This is a genomic window from Chitinophaga sp. Cy-1792 (assembly GCF_011752935.1).
Lineage (GTDB): Bacteria > Bacteroidota > Bacteroidia > Chitinophagales > Chitinophagaceae > Chitinophaga.
In genome coordinates this window covers 2,238,160-2,260,389 of the sequence record NZ_VWWO01000001.1, presented here as the reverse complement: position 1 = coordinate 2,260,389, position 22,230 = coordinate 2,238,160, and the positions used below count along the sequence as shown (strand labels likewise).

Here is a 22,230-nt window from a genome sequence, read left to right as displayed (position 1 = left end):
TGATAATCTCAACGTGGAGATAACATAGCTCCGCGCACTATTGCTGCATCGGGGTGATTTATATAATTAATTACATCTGAATCTATCTGTCTTCTATAACTAAACAACTAACTATAAAATCATATATTTTAATTTACAAATTTATAAGATAATTTATATTTATTCAAATTAAATATTCATTAGAAAGATTTATAACGTGGTAAATACCCATTCAGGGTGAGTTTGGGGATGTAAATAAATCTATCAGGTAGAATTATTATCCGATGGGGCAATTTCAGTTAAGCAAACACATCCATATAAATCAAATAGTACTGGTATCCCAAACTTTAACGAAGAAATAGAAAAAGTCCTTAGTCGAGGACTATGTAAAAAGAAAAAATAACCATAGATTTGCAAAAAAAGTAAGAATGTCTACTATTTCTAATTCTAACATCGACTTTAGCCTGCCATATAAGGTAAAAGATATGTCCCTCGCTGACTGGGGCCGTAAAGAGATCGAACTGGCAGAAGCTGAAATGCCAGGCCTGATGTCTCTCCGTGAAGAGTACGGTGATTCTAAACCACTGAAAGGTGCCCGCATCGCCGGTTGTCTGCATATGACTATCCAGACTGCCGTACTGATCGAAACACTGGTTCACCTCGGTGCTGAAGTACGCTGGAGCTCTTGCAATATCTTCTCTACACAGGACCACGCCGCTGCTGCTGTTGCTGCTGCAGGTGTACCTGTTTTTGCATGGAAAGGCCTGAACGAACAGGATTTTGACTGGTGTATCGAGCAAACACTGTTCTTCGGTGCTGCTGACCGTCCGTTAAATATGATCCTGGACGACGGTGGCGATCTCACCAACATGGTGCTGGACCGTTACCCTGAGCTGATCCAGCATATCAAAGGTCTGAGTGAAGAAACTACTACCGGTGTTCACCGCCTCTACGAGCGCATGAAAAACGGTACTTTACCAATGCCTGCGATCAATATCAATGACTCTGTTACCAAATCCAAATTCGATAACAAATACGGTTGCCGCGAATCCTGTGTAGACGCTATCCGTCGTGCTACTGACGTAATGATCGCTGGTAAAGTTGCTGTTGTTGCAGGTTTCGGTGATGTTGGTAAAGGTTCCGCTGAGTCTCTCCGTGGCGCCGGTGCCCGCGTTATCGTAACTGAAATCGATCCGATCTGCGCACTGCAGGCCGCAATGGAAGGTTATGAAGTGAAAAAAATGAACGATGCAGTGAAAGAAGCAGACATCATCGTTACCACCACTGGTTGCCGCGATATCATCACCGGCGAACACTTCAAACTGATGAAAGATAAATGTATCGTGTCTAACATCGGTCACTTCGATATCGAAATCGATGTTGCATGGTTAAATAATAACTACGGCAATACTAAAGTTGAAATCAAACCACAGGTAGATAAATATACTATCGATGGTAAAGACATCATCCTCCTGGCTGAAGGCCGCCTCGTTAACCTGGGCTGCGCTACCGGTCACCCTTCTTTCGTAATGTCCAACTCTTTCACCAACCAAACCCTGGCTCAGCTGGAACTCTGGTTGAATACCGACAAATACGAAAACAAAGTTTACGTACTGCCTAAACACCTGGATGAAAAAGTAGCCAGACTGCACCTGAAAAAAATCGGCGTAGAACTGGATACCCTGTCTTCCGTTCAGTCTGAATACCTCGGTATTCCTGTGGAAGGTCCATTCAAACCTGACTACTACAGATACTAATCTGTTTTCAGATACTTTTTCGAAAAGAGACTGGCTCAACGAGTCAGTCTCTTTTTTTATATTCAGATGAACTGCAGGATGCCTGCATTATTATGCCCTAAACTTACAGGCGCCTTCGGCACCCGTAAGTTTAGGGAAGGCCGCCAGCCCGCGGCTGACGGCCTTCCCTAAACCACAGGAATAAATCTGTCCTGAAAGAAAAAAAGCACCTGAGGCGCAAAAAAATCAATAATTTTGCGGCATGACTAAGCTTAGTGTTAACATCAATAAGTTTGCAACACTGCGCAATGCACGCGGTGGCAATCTCCCGGATATATTAAAAATAGCTCAGGACTGCGAACGCTTCGGTGCCGACGGCATCACCGTTCACCCACGCCCGGATGAAAGACATATTCGCTACCAGGATGTACGCGACCTGAAACCATTGGTAACAACTGAATTCAATATCGAAGGCTACCCTTCCCAGGACTTCATGGACCTCGTACTGTCTGTAAAACCTGAACAGTGCACCCTCGTGCCAGACCCTCCTGATGCCATCACCTCCAACACCGGATGGGATACCATCACCTACCAGTCTCAACTCAGGGACGTAATCGCTGAACTGAAAAAAGCTGGTATCCGTGTATCTATCTTCCTCAACCCCGAAGTAGCGATGGTGGCAGGTGCCAAATCAGCAGGCGCTGATCGTATCGAACTATATACCGGCCCTTACGCAGAAGAATATACCAAAGCCAGAACACAACCGCAGAACCTGCAGCTGTTCAACGACTATAAAAACACCGCTAAAGAAGCTACTGCCATCGGACTGGATATCAACGCCGGCCACGACCTTAACCTGGATAACCTCCGCTTCTTTAAACTGCATATCCCGCAGCTGAAAGAAGTTTCTATCGGTCATGCCCTGGTAGCCGATGCCATCTATTTTGGACTGGAAAATACCATCCAGCTCTATAAAAGACAATTAGCTGATTAAGCTCCCAACAATATTTTATGCACATAAAAAAACTCCGGACCTACGGTCCGGAGTTTTTTTATGTGCGAAGGGTTTCACCGCTACGCGGTGAAACCCTTCGCACATCCTGCCACGAGGTACGCCTAAAAAGCGATAAAGCCATCAGCTTACGCAAATGGCTTTATCGAACCCTTAAAACAATCAACATGATTCATATCGGGGTCACAACAAAACCGATATGAATATTTATAATAGTTGCCGCCAGGAGTAGCGGCAATGTTACTCGATTTTACTTCTTTAATAACGCTATATCGAGCACTTGGTTCATTTGCTTCACATAATGAAACTTCAGCCCCTTGATATAGTCAGGATTAATTTCGTTAATATCCTTTTCATTCTGCCAGCAGAGGATGATCTCACGGATACCGGCACGTTTTGCTGCCAGGATTTTCTCCTTGATACCACCTACCGGCAATACCTGCCCGCGTAAGGTAATCTCACCGGTCATCGCCAGGTAAGACTTCACCCTCCTGCCTGTAAACAGAGAGGTTAACGCGGTTAGCATGGTAATACCTGCACTCGGGCCATCTTTCGGAACAGCGCCTTCAGGTATGTGAATATGTACACTCTTCTCTTTAAAGAGCTTAGGATCAATATTATAGGTAGCAGCGTTGGATTGCAGGTAAGTAAGTGCCGTGATGGCAGATTCTTTCATTACATTACCCAGGTTACCAGTCAGTTTCAGGTCTCCTTTTCCTTCACTCAAACTACTCTCAATAAACAGGATATCACCACCCACATAGGTCCAGGCAAGCCCTACCGTCACTCCCGGAGGATTGCCGCCTTTATAGATCTCATTGCTGTATTTGGATTTACCCAGCACTTTCTCTACAAATTCATTGGAAAGCGACTCTGGCAGCGGATTTTCTAAAGCCACTTCCTTAGCCAGGTTACGCATGATGGCTGCAAACTGCCTGTCGAGCTCACGTACACCACTCTCGCGGGTGTAATCAGCAACGATATGTTCTATAACGCTATTGCTTATACGAAACTTACTATCCTTCAGACCATGTGCATCTTTCTGCTTAGGAATCAGGTGTCGCTTCGCAATCTCTACTTTCTCTTCAATGGAATATCCACTCAGATCAATGATTTCCAGCCTGTCGCGCAGCGGAGCAGGGATGGCACCCAGGTTATTCGCCGTAGCGATAAACAACACTTTACTCAGGTCATATTCCAGCTCCAGGTAGTTATCATAGAAGGTGCTGTTCTGTTCAGGGTCCAGTACTTCCAGCATAGCTGAACTTGGATCGCCACGATGATCATTGGCCAGCTTATCCAGTTCATCCAGGATAATCACCGGATTGGAGGATTTTATCTTACGGATAGACTGAACGATACGGCCAGGCATAGCACCAATATAGGTTTTACGGTGACCACGGATTTCACTTTCGTCGTGAAGGCCGCCCAGGCTGAGTCTTACATACTTACGGCCAATAGCATTGGCAATACTGCGACCCAGCGAGGTTTTACCGATACCCGGAGGACCAACGAAACATAAGATCGGAGATTTCATGTCCCCTTTCAGCTTCAGTACGGCCAGGTATTCAAGGATACGCTCCTTGATTTTGTCCATGCCATAATGGTCGTTGTCCAGTACTTTCTTCGCTTTTTTCAGATCATAGCTGTCGGTGGTATATTCGCCCCATGGCAGGTCCAGCAGGAGGTCCAGGTGGTTATACACCACGCTGTAGTCCGGCGTGCTCGGGTGCATACGTTCCAGCTTTTCAATGCCTTTGGTAAAGGCTTCTGCAGCAGCCGGAGGCCATTTTTTGTCCTCCGCTTTACGTTTCATTTCCCTGATCTCACGATCATTGGAATCACCGCCCAGCTCCTCTTTGATAGATTTCATCTGCTGTTGCAGGAAATAATCACGCTGTTGCTTATCAAGATCAGCTTTGGTTTTGTTGGTGATTTTGTTTTTCAGTTCTGCCAGCTGCAATTCTGTCTGCAATAACTTCATCAGCAGCTCTGCCCTTTGACGCAGGTCATTGGTTTCCAGCAGTAACTGTTTGTCTTTCAGCTCCGAATTGAGGTTGGAAGACACGAAATGCACGAGAAAAGCGGGATTCTCAATATTTTTCAGGATGATGCTTGCTTCTGACGGCAGATTGGGAGATAATTGAATGATCTGTGCTGCCAGGTCCTTAATAGAAGAGATATAGGCATCAAATTCTGTATCGTCGTCTGCAGATTCGTCCTGCAGGATAGAAATTTTAGCTTTGAAATAAGGCTCTTCCGTAACAACCTCATCAATTTTAAAGCGTTTACGGCCCTGGATGATGATGGTAGTACCGCCGTCCGGCATTTTGATCAGCTTAACAATCCTTGCCACAGTTCCAACTTCACTCAGGTCAGCTACAACCGGATCTTCGATTGTACTGTCTTTTTGCGCTACAACACCGATCATTTTGTCAGTCTTGTAGGCATCGTTCACTGCTTTTATGGATTTATCCCTGCCTACAGTAATTGGTAAAACCACTCCAGGGAAGAGTACTGTATTTCTTAATGGTAATAATGCCAGTTCATCAGGAATCTTGTCATCCTCTTGCCCCTCGCCGTCTTCACTGAGAGGGATAATTGGCATGAATTCCATTTCATCTTCTGAATTTCCTAAATAAAATCTATTCATCTGAATTATTTAAAGCCACTGAGGACATTCTGTCAGACTCCCCCGACTTCAGACACTCAGTTTAATAGCAGTGGTATATTGTCAAGTTTGGTGCCAAGTGAAAACCCTGCCAAAACGAAGAGCTTTCATACGATCTGCGGGAAACAGAAAGTACAAAAGCTCTTTAACAGTTATGATGTAAAAAAGATTAAATCCAGCATGGCAGACTCGTAAATAATTGTATTTTTTACAAATCTTTTATTTGCGCTTCGCGCGATGGGTTACCATTCGCTGATCATCTTCCATTAAAAAGAAAAAGCGCGGGAGGGCGCTTCTTCCAAAAATATTAAAGTGTTACACCTACCCCCAGCTGAATCGACTGGTTCTTCCAGTTGCTGGTATTGGTAACGCTGCTGGCATCTTTAACATCATTAAATCCGATAATATAACGGGCACTGATGTTGACAATAGGTAATTGCAGCCAGAGACCACCCACACCGGAGATTTCACCTCCCTTAAATGCAGTATTGGCGGCGCCGAATACGTCCTTGTTGCTTACCAGGGCGCCAAACTGAGGGCCTAACTGGAGTTTCAGACGTGGTGTACCTAAATCAATATTTGCCAGTAACGGAATACTGAGATAATTCAGCGTGATTTTTTTGCCATTATCATTCAGGTTACCAGTGTTGTAAATTTCACTGAAGTTGTCTGTGGTTTTGGTTTTGGTAGAGGAGAAAATAGCTTCTCCCTGTACACCAAAACCTTTTGCAAGATTGAGCTGAACGAAGCCTCCCAGGTGATATCCCAGGTTAAATCCGTTCTGATACCCTGTACCATCTATTTTACCCAGGTTGGCACCACCTTTAACACCCCAGCGGAAGAACGATTGTGCGTTAGACGAAACGGCTGTTGCAGTCAGCAACACAACAGCAAGCAAGAGTTTTTTCATAAAAACAAGATTAAATGTCATGGTTAAAATATAGACGCCTGAGGGACCTTTCACCCCTATGAATAGTTGCGGGGTGACAATTACAAAAGCCGTGCTAAATGTTAAGAAAATTAAAAACTGTAACTCAGCTTCGCTGTAAAGTAGCTAAGGAGGCCGTTTTCGCCAGTATTAAAAGTTTTGAAAACGGTATAGGAAGGAGATAAACTTACCTTTCCGATAAGATAAGAGACATTCACCGTCAGGTCGAGCGCGCGCGGTTCGAAACCTGTTACCAGCTCGTTGGTGATATCCACGGGCTTGGTAATAGGCGCACCAGGCTTGTGCGCCGGCTTGCTGGGCTTAGTAGAGCGGGTATAATACTGAAATCCTTTCAGGTTACTGAAATAATTGGCAGTCCCCATCGTCAGGGCAAAAGAAGGCGTTAATAACACCGCATCCTTTGCAGTAAACAGTCCTGTAAAAATAAAAGGATGCCTTACTGCTGTAATGATATTGAAATCGTGGCCCTGCAATGTTGTTCTGGACTTCAATCCGTCGTGCATGCCTTCAGTCACTGTTTTTCCCCAGCCCAAATCTACGCTGACACCGGGTTCCAGCCACCATTTACGATAATAGAAGTAAGCAAACAACTCATTATTGATGGGAGAAAGGGGAACGTCTGAACTATCTGCAAAAAGATACCTGGTATAAGAGATACCTGTTAATAACTTATCATTTTTCGTATAGTCGTAACCTGCAGTGAAATCCCATTCGTACCAGGGATCTTTGTAGGAATCAAACAGGTAATATCCACTTATACTACCATAAAATCCACTTTTATGATAATAGGTAAGGGAGGGAGAAATAAACGTTTTCATTACCAGGGGCAGCTCATAATTCGGCGTCTGGCTACCGTAAGCAGGGTTATTCCCATATCCGACACTGGCGACCAATTCACTTTTCTCCTTCTTACGCAGCAATGAGTCGAGCTGGTGCTCCAGCTCAGCTAAAGTTTGGCCCATCGCAAGATGGCTGCATAACAGTAATAAGAATATAAAGTAAACCCGCATGAATATGCTTTTTCCAAATATAATGCTACCGCAATATAGATGTTTAGCAGTTACCGGGGTCGGATATATGGTTGAAGAGGCAGTAAGTATAGTTGTACCCCGCTTATTTGTCGATAAATAAGCGGGGCTCGTATCTTAAACAAGGTCAATTACGGTAATTTCCGGCAGTATCCCTACTCTTCCCGGATATCCCAGGAACCCGAAGCCACGGTTTACATAGAGGAACTGGCTGCCTTTCTTGTAAAGGCCGGCCCATTCTTTATATATATACTGTGCCGGACTCCATTTCAGGCCAGGGATTTCCACGCCGAACTGCATACCGTGGGTATGGCCGGCCAGGGTGAGGTCGATGTCCGAAAATTCCGGCCTTACCTGTGCATCCCAATGGGTAGGGTCGTGCGACATCAGGATTTTAAACGGAACATCATCGATACCTTCATAGGCTCTTTTCAGGTCGCCGTATTTAGGGAATCGGGACATGGCGCTCCAGTTTTCGATTCCCAGGAGGGCAATTTTATCTTCATTCCGCTGGAATACGGTGTTTTCGTTCATCATCAGTTTCCAGCCCAGGTCTGCATGGACCTTTTTGAGGTGTTCCAGGTTCTGGTGCTGCATGGCGCTGTAGCCATTCGGCTGCTTATCGGGCCATGGGTAATAGTCGCCATAGTCGTGATTGCCGAGGGTAGAATATACGCCCATAGGCGCTTTCACCTGACTAAAAACATCCATCCACTCTTCCATTTCGATGGCACGGTCGTTGACGAGGTCGCCGGTAAAGAGGACCAGGTCAGCTTTCTGGTCATTGATCATTTTCACACCTTTCAGTACTGCTTCCCTGTTGGCGAAACTACCTGAATGGATATCCGAAATCTGGACGATACGCATTCCTTTAAAGGAAGCCGGCAGATTTTTAAAGGAAAGTTTTATCCGGTGGACGTGATAATTGTATTTATTGGAGAAGCCGTAGAGCAGGGCGCCAAAGAGGCTGCCACCTGCTATGAGTCCAAGTCTGTTGAGGAACTGGGAGCGGGAAAGTCCGTTTACGGCTTCCGTTGCCACTTCCTTAGGTGCTGAAAATCTGCGGATTATCCAAACAATTCCTCTTCGCAGATCGTCTATAAGGAGGAAAACGGCGGCGAGGAGTTTGGCCACTACCAGACCGATGAGGATGGCAAGCACATATGATTTAACGGCGTTGGGCCAGTTGTGCCATTTAATATAAGGTAAGAGAGCCACCAGGGCCACACAGGCGATGGAGATGACCCAATAGGTACTATAGGTGATATTTCTAACCCTTGGGGTAGACATATATACCATTGCACGAACAGCCTGGAAGACGTAGATGTCCAGAGCTACCATAAACAGGACCAGTAGGAGGGTATTAGAGCCAGGGCGCATTATTATGATTTATATTAATATAACTAATCAGGCAAGATACCTAATAACTGCAGGTACAAAAAGTTAAATATCATGCAGTTGATATGTAGACGAATAACAAGCAGGTTAATTGTATGTTTTATTTTTTTTCTGTAGAAAAGGAATCCGTTACATTTGGACATCCGAAGCAGTTCAGCCTTAACCCTTTAACCACGGGTTACGAAGGGAGTGTGAATAAAATATATATACCGCGTCGCCTGATTTTTACCTAATCGTTGTATTTTTGTTCGATTGGGGTTACTTTTAATTTTGACAGAATTAATATTGATATCCAAATTACGGGTGGTGACGTTTTGTTATGCGCTGTAATTCATTCAAATAATTAATTTATGAAGTTCACGTTTTACGGACATTCCTGCTTTGCGGTAGAGATCAAGGGTAAGAGCATCTTATTTGATCCTTTTATCAGACACAATGAGTTAGCGAAGAAAGTTGATATTGAAGCCATTAAGGCCGATTACATATTTGTATCGCATGGCCATGAGGACCATACAGCCGACCTGGTGGAACTGGCAAAGCGTACAGGCGCTACCGTAGTTTCCAATTTCGAAATTGTGACCTGGGCGGGTAAACAGGGACTGGAGAAGCTCCATCCTATGAATACCGGTGGTAAATGGAAGTTCGACTTCGGGACTGTAAAATGTACGGTGGCACAACATTCCAGTGGTTTACCGGACGGTAGTTACGGTGGTAATCCGATGGGATTTGTATTTATTACAGAAGAAGGTAATTTTTATTATAGCGGAGATACGGCGCTGACCTATGATATGGAACTGGTTCCATCCTTTGCAAAGCTGAATTTTGCCGTATTACCTATCGGGGATAATTTCACGATGGGCGTAGAAGATGCCATTGCAGCAGCGGAAATGATCGAATGTGCAAAAATAATTGGCGTACACTACGATACTTTTGGCTATATTAAGATAGACCATCAGGCTGCGCAGCAACAATTCAAAGAAGCGGGCCTGGAATTACTGCTGCCGGAAATAGGTGGCACCGTTGAGGTTTGAGGAAGAGATGTTTGTATTGTTTTATCCTCTATCCTATAAATAAACCTTGAATTATTAATTAAGACAATGGCAAGAATTATCGCAATCGCTAACCAGAAAGGTGGCGTAGGAAAAACTACAAGTGCAATTAACCTGGCAAGCAGCCTGGCAGTGCTGGAATACAAGACACTGCTGGTGGATGCGGATCCACAGGCCAACAGCACCACAGGACTCGGCTTTGACCTGCGCAATGTGCAGCAGAGTTTGTATGACTGTATGGTAAACGATGTTCAGGCCAAAGATGTAATACTGGAATCCGATACTCCCAATCTGAGAGTACTTCCTTCTCATATAGACCTGGTTGGTGCCGAACTGGAACTGATCAACCACCCTAACAGGGAACGCGTGATGAAACAGGTGATAGACAGCGTGCAGGGTGATTATGACTTTGTAATCGTGGACTGCTCTCCTTCCCTGGGCCTGATCACGGTAAATGCGCTGGTGGCCTCCAACTCAGTGATTATCCCTGTTCAGTGCGAGTTTTTTGCACTGGAAGGCTTGGGTAAATTGCTCAATACCATTAAAATTGTGCAAAGCCGTCTGAATACGGAGCTGGAAATTGAAGGCATCCTGATGACCATGTACGATGGCCGTTTACGCCTCAGCAACCAGGTGGTAGACGAAGTAAAACAGCATTTTGAAGAGAGTGTCTTTAACACGATCATACACCGTAATACCAAGCTGGGTGAAGCACCAAGCTTTGGTAAATCAGTAATTATGTACGACGCTGCCAGCACAGGAGCGATCAATTATCTCAACCTGGCAAAAGAAATCCTGCAGAAACATAATTTCACAAAAATTAAATCTAAAGACAAAATCTTAGCTATAAACGATGACCAATCCAAGTAAGAAAGAAGCGCTGGGTAAGGGCATCCGCTCTTTGCTCCAAAATATAGATACAGATCTGAAGCAAACAGCTGGTGCGCTGGGTGATAAGGTAGTGGCCACTGCTACTGGTATTGAACGTATCCCGTTAGACCAGATCGTGACCAACCCTAAACAGCCCCGCCGTGATTTTGACGAGGTGGCATTACAGGAGCTGAGTCAGTCTATTAAACTGCATGATATTATCCAGCCGGTTACGGTGGCTAAAATCAGCAATAAAAAATACCAGCTCATTGCCGGCGAACGCAGATGGAGAGCCAGCAAAATGGCTGACCTGAAAGATATCCCTGCATATGTTCGCCAGGTAAATGACCAGGAGCTGCTGGAACTGGCCCTGCTGGAAAACCTCCAGCGCGAAAACCTCAATGCCATTGAGGTGGGGCTCAGCTACAAGCGCCTGATGGAAGAATGTTCTCTCACACAGGAACAGGTGGCCGACCGTATGGGCAAGGAAAGAAGTACGGTAACCAACTATATCCGCCTGTTAAAACTGCCACCAGATATCCAGGTAGCCGTAAGAAATGGCCAGCTCAGCATGGGCCATGCACGCGTTATTACCGGTATTGAAAAAGTAGAAAACCAGTTATTCCTGTATAATGAAATCATAAAAGAAGGCCTTTCTGTCCGTCAGACGGAAGAACTGGCCCGTCGTATGGCTCAGGCTACAGAGAAAGGAAACCAGCAAAAGGCAAAAGTTAAACTGCCGCCAGCCTTCCAGAAAATTCAGGATAACCTGGCCTCGCACTTCTCAACGAAAGTTAAACTGGACAGAGACAAGAACGGAAAAGGAAGTATTATGATCGAATTCTATTCAGATGAAGAACTGGATAGCATTCTGGAAAAAATTGACATTTACGGTGGCTAATAAGGCTGGACAGATTCATCATTTTTTGCGTATAACTTTATTCCTGTTGCTGTGCATAGCAACAGCACCTGTAATGGCTGCTACCACGCAGCAACGGGACACGGTGCCCCCTGCCATCAAATTTACCTCCGATACAACAATCCAGGTAAGTAAAGCAGCGTCGGACAGTGCAGCACATGCCAAACACATGGATAGCATTATCCAGTCTGATAAACTGGGAGAGCCTGCCAACTATCATAGTCCGCGTAAAGCAGCGCTTTACTCAGCAGTTCTGCCAGGTTTAGGTCAGGCCTATAACAGAGAATACTGGAAAATACCTTTAGTATATGCGGCGATCGGTACCTGTACCGGCTTTTTCATTTTCAATATGAAAGAGTATAAGCGTTACCGTGACGCCTACCGTATCAGGTTACTCAACAACCCCGATATTCACGACGAATTTGAAACCATTTACCCGCGTACCTATCCCGCAGATGCCATCAAGGTGATCAGGGACCAGTACCGGTCGTACGTGGATTATTCTGTATTGTTCTTCGTATTGTCATATGGATTGAATATCGTGGATGCGACTGTATTTGCACATCTCCGCTCCTTCGACATTTCAGATGATCTGTCGCTCAGAGTGTCGCCCACCATCATTAATAATCGCACATTAGGCATAGGTGTCAATATCTCTCTCGGAGGGAAAAAAACCAGACAGGGCCTGTATTATGCAGGTCGCTAGTCGCCGCCATCAACATAAAAAAACCGAAGTAAAAGGTTATGAAAATCGCACTGATCGGATATGGCAAAATGGGTAAAGCCATTGATGCCATTGCTACCGCCAAAGGTCACGAAGTTATACTGCGCATAGATATCAGCCATAAACACCTGCTGGACAAGGAACACCTTGGCCAGGCAGATGTAGCTATCGAATTTACCAGCCCGGAAACAGCCTACGAAAACATCCTCAAATGCTTTGAAGCAAATGTCCCTGTTGTTTGCGGCACCACCGGATGGCTGGAAAAATTGCCTGAAATTGAAGAAATCTGCAAAAAAGAAGGAAAAGCTTTCCTGCATGCCACCAATTTCAGCATCGGTGTAAACATCTTCTTTGAAGTAAACAAACGCCTGGCTGAACTGATGGCTGGTCAGTCTCAATACGATGTATGGATGGAAGAAATCCACCATACCCAGAAGAAAGACAGTCCAAGCGGAACTGCCATCACGCTGGCAGAACAACTGCTGCACTCCGTTACCCGTAAAAAAGAATGGGTAAACGAAGAAAGCCATAACCCTGAGCTGCTGCCGATCATCTCCAAACGTATTGATCCGGCGCCGGGTACGCACTCTGTCACTTATACCTCTCCTATCGACGATATCAGCATTACACATACGGCCCATTCAAGGGAAGGCTTTGCTGCCGGCGCTGTAGTTGCAGCAGAATGGCTGAAAGGCAAAACAGGTGTGTTTACCATGAAAGATGTGCTGAACCTCTAAAAGATAGTTTGAATAAAGCCTGCTTTTGCGGGTTTGTCAGGTTATCTATGGCAAAATGTCAAAAAAACGCAGGAACAACTTATATTTGTTAGGTTAAATAATGTTCGCTGCCACCAAAGCACATCCAGGGGGGATGCAAAACAGACGATATGTTATCTAAAAAAACACAATACGCATTTCACGCATTAATTTACCTGGCCGAGAATGTAGACAAAGGACCTATCCTTATCTCTGAAATAGCACAGGAAAAGAATATATCTATCAAGTTTCTGGAAAATATTCTCCTGGAGTTGAAAAACTCTGGTATTCTGGGTAGTAAAAAAGGGAAAGGCGGTGGCTATTACCTGATGAAGCCGCCAAAGGAAATCGCGCTGGCAAGGATTATACGCCTGCTGGACGGTCCTATTGCACTGCTGCCCTGCGTGAGCCTGAACTACTACGAACGTTGCGAGAACTGTCGTGACGAAGCTATCTGTGGTTTGAATGAAGTAATGGGTAGAGTTAGAGACTCCGCACTCAAAATTCTGGAAAACAAGACACTGAAAGATATTCTTACAAGGAATGCCTAAGTAAAAGATTATCAAGAATTTAGAAAGCTCCTGCCCAGGCAGGAGCTTTTTCTTTGCCCCCTATTCCCTCCATTTCTGATCAAATCCTGCCTTACTGCAGGCTGGCTGCCGGTCCGGCATACGTCCATCAAAATATTTTTGCTTTTTACCTATTTAGTCTATCTTTTTTATAGGTTTTATGTATTTTTGTATACCCGCTGCAATAAATTTCAGTGCAGAAGGGCTGGCACAAGGCATTTCACCATAAGGAAGTATTACATGACAGACATTACCACCGCGCTGGACAACAAGTCAGTAGTGGAAGGCATCAGGCTGTTGACGGAGCAATATCCGGGAGCAGTAGCATTTTCCACATCTTTTGGCCAGGAAGACCAGGTAATTGCAGACATTATCTGGCGCAATAACTTACCCGTGCGGGTATTTACCCTGGATACCGGGCGACTGTTCCAGGAAACCTATGACCTCATCGACCTGACGATGGCACGCTACAAACAGCCGATAGACGTGTATTTCCCTGAAACAGCAGCTGTAGAACAGTTGCTGAAGGCTAAAGGTCCGAACAGCTTTTACGAATCAGTTGACAACAGGAAAGAGTGTTGTGGTATCCGTAAGGTGGTGCCCCTGAACCGTGCATTGCAGGGAGTGAAAGTCTGGATTACCGGTTTACGCGCCGAACAATCCGACAACCGTCATGATATGAAAGCGCTCGAGTGGGACGAAAACAAGCAGTTGTACAAATACAATCCGCTGATCCACTGGACCTTCGACGAGATGATCGATCACCTGAAAACGCATAACATTCCTTATAACAAGCTGCATGATAAAGGCTTTATCAGCATAGGCTGCGCCCCATGTACCCGCGCCATCGAGCCAGGTGAGCATCCAAGGGCGGGTCGCTGGTGGTGGGAGATCTCCCATAAGGAATGTGGCCTCCATGGCTGATCATCTTCATAATCTTCTCTAAACAAACACGATAACTTCAACTAATTTATATAGTCCATGACGAATCAGATCAATTGGGAATTTCCTCAGGCACTGGAAGATGAAGCCATCTATATACTTCGTGAAACTGCTGCCCAGTTTGAGAAACCCGTGTTGCTTTTCTCCGGTGGAAAGGACTCCATCACCCTGGTACGCTTAGCACAGAAGGCTTTCTATCCAGGTAAAATACCTTTTCCTTTACTCCATGTAGATACGGGTCATAACTTCCCGGAAACCATCGAGTTCCGCGACTGGCTGGTAGATACACTGGGCCTGGATATCATTGTACGGAATGTGCAGGATAGCATTGACCAGGGAAAAGTACAGGAAGAAACCGGTAAATACGCCAGCCGTAATGCCCTGCAAACCGTTACCCTCCTCGATGCCATCGAAGAAGGCAAGTTTGATGCATGTATAGGGGGCGCCCGCCGCGACGAAGAGAAAGCACGTGCAAAGGAAAGGATCTTCTCTGTAAGAGATGAATTCGGTCAATGGAATGCTAAAATGCAACGCCCTGAACTGTTTGATATCCTCAACGGTAAAATTAATATAGGCGAAAACGTAAGGGTATTCCCTATCTCTAACTGGACAGAGCTGGATGTCTGGAATTACATCCGCAGGGAAAATCTCCGTATTCCATCTATCTATTACGCACATGAGCGCGAAATCATTGAAAGAGACGGACTTTACTGGCCATACTCTCCTTTCCTGAATACCACTGCCGATGAGGTGCCTTATCTCCAGAAAGTACGTTTCCGTACTGTTGGTGATATGACCTGTACCGCAGCCGTGCTCTCCGAAGCAGATAAACTGGAAGATATCATCGCTGAAATTATGGAAGCCAAAATCTCTGAAAGAGGCGCCCGTATTGATGATAAACGCTCTGAAGCTGCTATGGAAAAACGTAAGCAGGCTGGTTATTTCTAACCGGCAAACGGCAATACCTGCACAGGTTTTGCCAGGATGGAACTACATTCCCGCGCCACCCGCGGAAAACACCCGCAGCAGCTCATCTGCTGTACACAAAACAAAACAAAATGGAAGTATTACGTATAGCCACCTCCGGTAGTGTAGATGATGGAAAAAGCACGCTCATAGGACGTCTTCTCTACGATACCAATTCTATCCCCCAAGATAAAATGGAAGCATTACATGCTGCCAGCAAAAGAAAAGGTCTTGACTTCACCGATCTCTCCCTCCTGACTGATGGTCTGGTAGCGGAACGTGAGCAAGGTATTACCATTGATGTGGCACATATCTACTTTTCTACTCCCACCAGAAAATATATCATCGCCGATACGCCGGGACATATCGAATATACCCGCAACATGGTTACCGGCGCTTCCAACGCCCAGGTATCCCTGATCCTCATCGATGCCCGCAAAGGCATTGTGGAACAGACTTTCCGCCATTTCTTCATCGCCAACCTCCTGCGTATTCCTTACCTGGTGGTATGCGTTAATAAAATGGACCTGGTCGACTACAGCGAAGCCCGTTTCAACCAGATCAGTGAAGAATTCCAGCAGCTGCTGGAGAATGCCGGCTACAAAGGCCGGGAGGTGAAGTTCATCCCTGTTTCTTCCCTGTACGGCGAAAACGTGGCTTCCAGCAATGGCGCCATCAGCTGGTACCAGGGCCCTACCCTGCTGGATTACCTGGAGCAGGTTCAGTTTGATCATGCAGACAGCGTACATCCTGCCCGTTTCCCTATCCAGAGTGTTATCCGCCCAAGAACAACGGAATACCACGATTTCCGCGGCTTTGCAGGTAAAGTGGCCAGTGGCCATTTCCGTGTAGGCGAAGAAGTGATATCCCTGCCTTCGGGTCAGCGCAGTAAAATCAAAACCATTGAGCAGTTCGAAAAACAACTGGATACAGCGCATGCAAGAGAAAGCGTGGTGATTACCCTGGAAGATGAAATTGACAGCAGTCGCGGTAATATGCTGGTAAAACCAGATCAGCAGCCTCAGCAGCTGAAAGAGGTTACAGCACAGGTATGCTGGATGGATGCCACCCCATTGACAACAGGAAAAACCTATCTCCTGCAACATGGTGTAAACCGCGTAAAAGCAAAAGTACAGCAGATCAATTTTGTGGTGGATGTTACCAATTACGAGCAGATTGAAGGTAAAACCTCCATGGGCCTGAATGATATCGGTAAGATCACCGTTAAAACGGCGTCGCCGGTACTGGCGGATGCCTATAGCGTGAATCCTGCCAATGGCGCGTTTATTCTGATAGATGAGTTTAACAACACCACTGTAGCAGTGGGGTTTGTTGAATAAATTATACCACTTTATAATGCAAAAAGGCTCTTCCAAATGGGAGAGCCTTTTTGCATTATATCTTTTCGGGAATCTGGTCCCGCCTTCGGCGGGACCAGATTCCCGATGTTAAGCCGGAGCCTGCGGCTCCGGCTTAACATCGGGAGAAATTAAATATTGTCCAGCATATCTTTTGTCATTTTAGCGAGATCGTACTCCGGTTTCCAGCCCCAGTCTTTACGAGCCATGCTGTCGTCCATGCTGTTAGGCCAGCCGTCTGCGATTTGCTGGCGGTAGTCTGGCTCGTAACCGATGGTAAACTCAGGAATATGCTTTTTGATTTCTGCTGCGATTTCTTTTGGTGAGAAGCTCATAGCAGAAAGGTTATAGGCGCTGCGGATGGATATTTTGGAGGCATCGGCTTCCATCAGTTCGATGGTAGCTCTGATAGCATCCGGCATATACATCATTGGCAGGTAGGTATCTTCGGAGAGGAAGCTGGTATATTTTTTATTTTCTTTTGCTTCGTGGAAGATTTCTACTGCGTAGTCGGTGGTACCGCCGCCCGGAGCAGATTTATAGCTGATCAGGCCAGGGTAGCGCAGACTTCTTACATCTACACCATAGCGGTGGTTATAGTATTCGCACCAGCGTTCGCCGGCGAATTTGGAGATACCGTAGATGGTAGTTGGTTCGATGATCGTATGCTGTGGTGTATCCTGCATAGGGGAGTTAGGGCCGAATACAGCGATGGAGCTAGGCCAGTATACTTTATCGAGGTGTTCTTCCTTGGCGATATCCAGTACGTTGAGGAGGCTTTGCATATTGATATGCCATGCCAGTAAAGGATTTTTTTCGCCGGTAGCGGAAAGGATAGCCGCCAGGAGATAGATCTGGGTAATATTGTGACGGATTACCAGCACGTGCAACATTTCCTTGTTCATTACATCCAGCGACACATAAGGCCCGGTTCCTTTCAGCAGATCGTGTTCTTCACGGAGGTCAGACGCCAGTACGTTTGCATCTCCATACATTTTCCTTAAGGCCAGGGTCAGCTCCACGCCAATTTGTCCACAGGCACCAATAACCAGGATCTTATCTTTCTTCATAACAAGTTTGTTGTTGCAGATATTTTTTAAACGGACGTAATATTACTGGGTTCCTGTCTATTTCCGAACAGCACATATATGCGCTTGACAATGCTATAACAATAGCAATTACCATTGAGGAACAGAAATGTTTGTGGATTACAATATTATGACATAAGCCTTACAAGCCGGGTCTGGAAAGGCCAGATTACTACATAATAAAGGTTACCTTTGCAACCTGATTCAACAGAAATAAAATTATGATGAAGCATTTAAAATCATTGTTCCAGGAGCAGTACAATCCGGATAATTTTTTCCTGATTGCAGGCCCCTGTGTGATTGAAGAAGAAGAGATACTGATGACAGTCGCCGAGAAAGTTTCCGGCATCTGTAAAAGACTGGAAATCCCTTACATTTTCAAAGCCTCATATCGCAAAGCCAATCGTACCAGTATTCATTCCTTTACCGGCATCGGTGATGTGGAAGGACTGGAATTATTGCAAAAGATAGGCAAGACTTTTAACGTACCTGTAACATCAGATATACACTCTGCAGCAGAAGCAGCTATGGCAGCAGCTTATGTAGACGTATTGCAGATACCTGCGTTTTTATGCCGTCAGACAGACATCCTGCTGGCAGCAGCAGAAACCGGTAAAGTAGTAAACGTTAAGAAAGGACAATTCCTCAGTGGCGAGTCTATGAAATTTGCCGTTGAGAAAATCAAAGGTGCCGGCAATGATAAAATCATGCTGACAGAGCGTGGTACCACCTTCGGTTACCAGGACCTTGTAGTAGATTACCGCAATATTCCTATCATGCGTGATTTGGGACAACCTGTGGTGATGGACTGTACCCACTCTTTACAACAGCCTAACCAGCCGGGTGGTGTTACCGGTGGTAATCCGAAACTGATCAGTACCATTGCCAAAGCGGCTATTGCTACCGGTGCAGATGGATTATTCATTGAAACACATCCTGATCCTTCCTGCGCTAAATCCGACGGTGCCAACATGCTGCGCCTGGACCTGCTGGAAGAGCTGCTGGAGAAACTGGTGGAGATCAGGAAAGTGGTAAGATAAGCGGGAAATTTTCGCTCCGAACATCTTGATCATCTGAAGCGTTTTACGTATATTCATATAACACTTAAAACGTCTTCATTATGATAAACATCCACCAACTGAAAACAGGTGATACGGTTATTACAAGTTATGGAGGAGTTGAAAGACCTGGCAAGATCCTCGAAGTAGATCACTTCAGTAAAAAGATCCTTGTTGCCACTGATAACGATAATGAGTTGTGGTATGATCTGGATAACCTGTATTCAGTGAAGCTTACACCAGAAACGCTGCTGCAGTTGCAGTTTCATGTAGATGAATCTTCTTCAGGCAACGGCAAAGGCACTTTATATGTGCGTGGGCCATTTTCTGTACGCTGGTATCCGGATGGGCATGAGCCTTTGATAGTACTGCATTACAGGGATGAATTCCGTGAACTGAAGCATCATATTACGCTGAATGAGTTACAGAACCATTATCATGGGATGACTAATTTTCATTTGGAGTAGTATTTAGTAAGATAAAAAAACAAAACCCCGGGGCTGTTGGTCCCGGGGTTTTGTTTTTATTGCCACCAGAGCAAGGGTGGCTTTGTTGGGTCTGGATTAGCTTTGAATAACGGGCCGGTTGGGCGTTCTATGCCGGCGGGCCAGTTTTGACTGCTGGCAGTCATCTGTGTAAATATGCTGGTCAGCGAAGCGACATCTGTGTATAATTGTGGCTGCGGGAAGTTGGCAATCACATTGCCGGTATTGGAATAACAGTTCAGGAACTTTGGATTTTCGCTTCCGTCGTTCACTGGCCTGTTGCCTGCGAAATAATACTTACCATCTGCAGGCAATGATTTTATCCAGGCATAACAATTAGTAATGGAGTCGTTATTAAATCCATTGAGAAACAATGGTCTGTAATACATACCAAGAAAGGCTCCACCTGCTTGCGGGGTATTTCTTATTTCAATAGATGTACCGCAGGCAGCGATCCGTCCGCCTCTTAACCTGCCTACCAGACCAGCGTAGGCCTTGCAGACCATGGAACCTTCAAAGCGGCTGCCGGAAAGTACTGCAAAACTATCCAGGAGTCCAACGAGTCCGCTTGCGTCATAGCTTTCCGGAGCTATAATATCAGCATTAACAGTACAATTGATGATTTTACCACTGCATTTTGCTGCAATAGGACCAATGATGAGGCCTTTAGCGGAGGTGAGGCCATTGGGTGCATATTTAAAATGAATATTCCTGACAGTACCTGTACTAATGATATTCCCAAAAAATCCCATCAGTGCGTAATCTCCATCACCTTCTCCCAGGAAAATATTGGAGATAGTATGCCCTTTTCCGTCTAAAGTGGCTTCAAAATCGCCGATCACATGATACGACTTACCTTTATTATCCAGTTCAATATCATTACCCAAAACGTATTCCTCTCCGGGTTCGGGGACGAAATAAGACGCCATATTCCGTAAATCCTCCTTTGTTCTGATGGTGTATTGATCTTTGGTAACTGTTGTCTGCGTTTTGAGTTTGCTGCTGTCGAAAGTCACACTCAGGGTTAGTTCCCCGTCTTTATATGCTTTCAGCGGGCCATAGTTTATTTTAGCCTGGCCGGCATTATCCGTAGTACCGAAACCATGTACCAGGGTGTCGGTATTTTTTTTCATACCGTTGCTTCCTTTAAACTCGAACGTAAAGGCGGCATTTGCGGGTCCACCGGCAAGGGTAGCATCATACCAGCCGCTTGTTTCATAGCTCATGGCATGATTTAAAAGTTCAGGGCCTTTCCAAAGTGTAACGCGCATGGATACTTTGGGCTGATAAACAGGTGTAGGTGTTGTCGTGTCTGATTTGGACTTCGAACATGCAGACAGTAGCGCTGCTGCCATGAGCAGCTGCAGATGGAACTTCATAGGTTAAATATTTAAGTCGGTAAAATATATGCAGATGGGTTATATAATGTAGGTTATCTAGATATAAAAATATAATATCTCTGCATTTTTTATAATATATATTTTTATCATGTATTCACCATTCGTATATCCGGGACAGTTACTACAGCTCCTGTATAGCCGGTTTAGTCACATGCATAAATCAGCTTGGTGTAACTGTATTCAACCGTGGCCGAACCGGGTGTTGTAGAAGTAATGTAGATGGTATCGACACGTTGATATTTATCCAGCACATAACGATATGTGGTATTACGGATAGGCAATGCAGACGCGGTATTATAGGTTGTTGTACCGGTTTTGAGATATACCGGATTTTTTTGATTGGGCTGCCGGATATACAGGTAGGTTGGAATCAGGCCTATGTCGTATGTCCAGGAGCCAGGATAGGGTTGTTCCTGATAGGAATGTATATAGGTATAGCCGTCGTAAGATGCAGACAGGATACGGCCTTCATGGTCTATTGACAATTGTTTTGCGCCTGTTGTTGGTGTAGGATGGGTAATATGTACAACATCGAGGCCTACTATCAGTCCGTCTGTGGCGTACCTGTAAATAAATGAATCCTTCATCCAGGTTGGATCTGTAGGAGAAGGGAGTGTAACGATTTCATATGCCGGCTGTTTGGTGACCGGGTTTAAGGCGGTATAAAAAGTGGTACGTGTGCTGTAATCCTTTCCCTGTCTGTTTATCAGCAATAGGGAAGTATCTGTGTACAGGATGCTGTCCTGGTAGCGGTAGGCCGATGATTTATCTTCCGAGAAGATTACTCTGCCGGTGGAGTCGTAGGTAAAAGTAACAATGATAGGCTTGTTGGTATTATCACCGACCTTACCTGATCTGGTTTCTACGACGCGGCATTTAAAAGGTTCGGCAGGTGCGGGTTCCTGCTGGGAGATATCGTTGTTTTTCTTTTGACAGGCGGAGCAAATCAGAACTGCGATGACAGCACAGTATAGGGCAAATAATTTCATAGGTTAAATCTTATACGCGGAAAGCGTCATTAAATTTAACCGCAATATATAATAAAAGCTATTACAGATAACGCACAGGGTTTCTGCGGGCGTTCAGGATATAATTTTTCATATTTACCCAGAAAGCCAGGACCATGTACACGATCACCGGTGATCCCATTGTCAGGAAAGTGGCATAGATGAAAAAGAGGCGAATCCGTGAAGTTGCAACACCGAGTTTCTCACCAATTGTACTGCAAACACCGAATGCCTTCCATTCCACGAAATCTTTAATTCGGTTCATGA

21 protein-coding genes are annotated in these 22,230 nt (G+C 45.2%); 13 read left to right on the top strand and 8 right to left on the bottom strand.

Annotation, left to right across the window (positions count from 1 at the left end):
• Nucleotides 1-407 precede the first annotated feature (407 nt).
• Together ahcY and F3J22_RS09260 are read left to right on the top strand one after the other, a co-directional pair.
• Entirely contained in the window at nt 408-1,736 is a 1,329-nt protein-coding gene (gene ahcY / locus F3J22_RS09265; RefSeq protein WP_167016407.1) for an adenosylhomocysteinase, read from the top strand.
• A gap of 241 nt (nt 1,737-1,977) precedes the next feature.
• Nucleotides 1,978-2,709, top strand: coding sequence for a pyridoxine 5'-phosphate synthase (locus F3J22_RS09260; RefSeq protein WP_167016404.1), 732 nt, complete (start codon nt 1,978-1,980; stop codon nt 2,707-2,709).
• 268 nt (nt 2,710-2,977) lie between these two features.
• On the opposite strand, the gene lon is transcribed toward F3J22_RS09260, so the two are convergent.
• The 4 genes from lon to F3J22_RS09240 all read right to left on the bottom strand — a co-directional run bounded on the left by lon (nt 2,978) and on the right by F3J22_RS09240 (nt 8,755).
• Nucleotides 2,978-5,380: an endopeptidase La gene (gene lon / locus F3J22_RS09255; RefSeq protein WP_167016402.1), complete on the bottom strand. Its 2,403-nt coding sequence runs from the start codon at nt 5,378-5,380 to the stop codon at nt 2,978-2,980.
• A 325-nt stretch (nt 5,381-5,705) separates the two neighbouring features.
• Nucleotides 5,706-6,308 carry a porin family protein gene (locus tag F3J22_RS09250; protein ID WP_167016400.1) on the bottom strand — a complete coding sequence of 201 codons (603 nt, stop codon included), beginning with the start codon at nt 6,306-6,308 and terminating at the stop codon, nt 5,706-5,708.
• A gap of 110 nt (nt 6,309-6,418) precedes the next feature.
• A complete protein-coding gene (locus tag F3J22_RS09245; protein WP_167016398.1) occupies nt 6,419-7,309 on the bottom strand; it encodes a hypothetical protein in 891 nt (296 codons plus the stop codon).
• Nucleotides 7,310-7,492: 183 nt separating this feature from the next.
• Nucleotides 7,493-8,755 carry a metallophosphoesterase gene (locus F3J22_RS09240; protein WP_167016396.1) on the bottom strand — a complete coding sequence of 421 codons (1,263 nt, stop codon included), beginning with the start codon at nt 8,753-8,755 and terminating at the stop codon, nt 7,493-7,495.
• Nucleotides 8,756-9,123: 368 nt separating this feature from the next.
• On the opposite strand from F3J22_RS09240, the gene F3J22_RS09235 reads away from it, so the two are divergent.
• The 9 genes from F3J22_RS09235 to F3J22_RS09195 all read left to right on the top strand — a co-directional run bounded on the left by F3J22_RS09235 (nt 9,124) and on the right by F3J22_RS09195 (nt 16,907).
• Nucleotides 9,124-9,804, top strand: a complete 681-nt coding sequence (locus tag F3J22_RS09235) for a metal-dependent hydrolase (protein ID WP_167016394.1) — start codon at nt 9,124-9,126, stop codon at nt 9,802-9,804.
• A 66-nt stretch (nt 9,805-9,870) separates the two neighbouring features.
• Nucleotides 9,871-10,692, top strand: coding sequence for a ParA family protein (locus F3J22_RS09230; RefSeq protein WP_167016392.1), 822 nt, complete (start codon nt 9,871-9,873; stop codon nt 10,690-10,692).
• On the top strand, nt 10,676-11,593 hold the full coding sequence (locus F3J22_RS09225) for a ParB/RepB/Spo0J family partition protein (protein ID WP_167016390.1): 918 nt from the start codon (nt 10,676-10,678) through the stop codon (nt 11,591-11,593). Before F3J22_RS09230 ends, F3J22_RS09225 begins: the two co-directional genes overlap by 17 nt.
• A complete protein-coding gene (locus tag F3J22_RS09220; protein WP_167013027.1) occupies nt 11,544-12,317 on the top strand; it encodes a DUF5683 domain-containing protein in 774 nt (257 codons plus the stop codon). The genes F3J22_RS09225 and F3J22_RS09220 overlap by 50 nt, the downstream gene beginning before the upstream one ends.
• A gap of 38 nt (nt 12,318-12,355) precedes the next feature.
• Nucleotides 12,356-13,072, top strand: a complete 717-nt coding sequence (gene dapB, locus F3J22_RS09215; RefSeq protein WP_167016388.1) for a 4-hydroxy-tetrahydrodipicolinate reductase — start codon at nt 12,356-12,358, stop codon at nt 13,070-13,072.
• A 149-nt stretch (nt 13,073-13,221) separates the two neighbouring features.
• Entirely contained in the window at nt 13,222-13,641 is a 420-nt protein-coding gene (locus F3J22_RS09210; protein WP_167016386.1) for an Rrf2 family transcriptional regulator, read from the top strand.
• Between the two features lie 258 nt (nt 13,642-13,899).
• On the top strand, nt 13,900-14,583 hold the full coding sequence (locus tag F3J22_RS09205) for a phosphoadenylyl-sulfate reductase (protein WP_167016384.1): 684 nt from the start codon (nt 13,900-13,902) through the stop codon (nt 14,581-14,583).
• 57 nt (nt 14,584-14,640) lie between these two features.
• Nucleotides 14,641-15,549 (top strand): sulfate adenylyltransferase subunit CysD, encoded by a 909-nt coding sequence (gene cysD / locus F3J22_RS09200; RefSeq protein ID WP_167016382.1) that lies wholly within the window; start codon nt 14,641-14,643, stop codon nt 15,547-15,549.
• Nucleotides 15,550-15,659: 110 nt separating this feature from the next.
• Entirely contained in the window at nt 15,660-16,907 is a 1,248-nt protein-coding gene (locus F3J22_RS09195) for a sulfate adenylyltransferase subunit 1 (protein WP_205195170.1), read from the top strand.
• Between the two features lie 149 nt (nt 16,908-17,056).
• Here the strand turns inward: F3J22_RS09195 and F3J22_RS09190 are convergent, their stop codons facing one another.
• Nucleotides 17,057-17,995, bottom strand: a complete 939-nt coding sequence (locus F3J22_RS09190; RefSeq protein WP_167016380.1) for an NAD-dependent epimerase/dehydratase family protein — start codon at nt 17,993-17,995, stop codon at nt 17,057-17,059.
• 239 nt (nt 17,996-18,234) lie between these two features.
• Between F3J22_RS09190 and kdsA the strand changes: the two genes are divergently transcribed.
• Together kdsA and F3J22_RS09180 are read left to right on the top strand one after the other, a co-directional pair.
• The gene (kdsA, locus tag F3J22_RS09185) at nt 18,235-19,053 is read left to right on the top strand and encodes a 3-deoxy-8-phosphooctulonate synthase (RefSeq protein WP_205195169.1); all 819 of its coding nucleotides are present in this window, start codon (nt 18,235-18,237) and stop codon (nt 19,051-19,053) included.
• An 80-nt stretch (nt 19,054-19,133) separates the two neighbouring features.
• Nucleotides 19,134-19,538: a hypothetical protein gene (locus F3J22_RS09180; protein ID WP_167016378.1), complete on the top strand. Its 405-nt coding sequence runs from the start codon at nt 19,134-19,136 to the stop codon at nt 19,536-19,538.
• 56 nt (nt 19,539-19,594) lie between these two features.
• Here the strand turns inward: F3J22_RS09180 and F3J22_RS09175 are convergent, their stop codons facing one another.
• The 3 genes from F3J22_RS09175 to F3J22_RS09165 form a co-directional block, all read right to left on the bottom strand.
• Nucleotides 19,595-20,935, bottom strand: coding sequence for a hypothetical protein (locus tag F3J22_RS09175; RefSeq protein WP_167016376.1), 1,341 nt, complete (start codon nt 20,933-20,935; stop codon nt 19,595-19,597).
• Nucleotides 20,936-21,099: 164 nt separating this feature from the next.
• A complete protein-coding gene (locus F3J22_RS09170; RefSeq protein WP_167016374.1) occupies nt 21,100-21,945 on the bottom strand; it encodes a hypothetical protein in 846 nt (281 codons plus the stop codon).
• A gap of 61 nt (nt 21,946-22,006) precedes the next feature.
• Nucleotides 22,007-22,228 carry a PspC domain-containing protein gene (locus F3J22_RS09165; protein ID WP_167016372.1) on the bottom strand — a complete coding sequence of 74 codons (222 nt, stop codon included), beginning with the start codon at nt 22,226-22,228 and terminating at the stop codon, nt 22,007-22,009.
• Between the last annotated feature and the right edge of the window lie 2 nt (nt 22,229-22,230).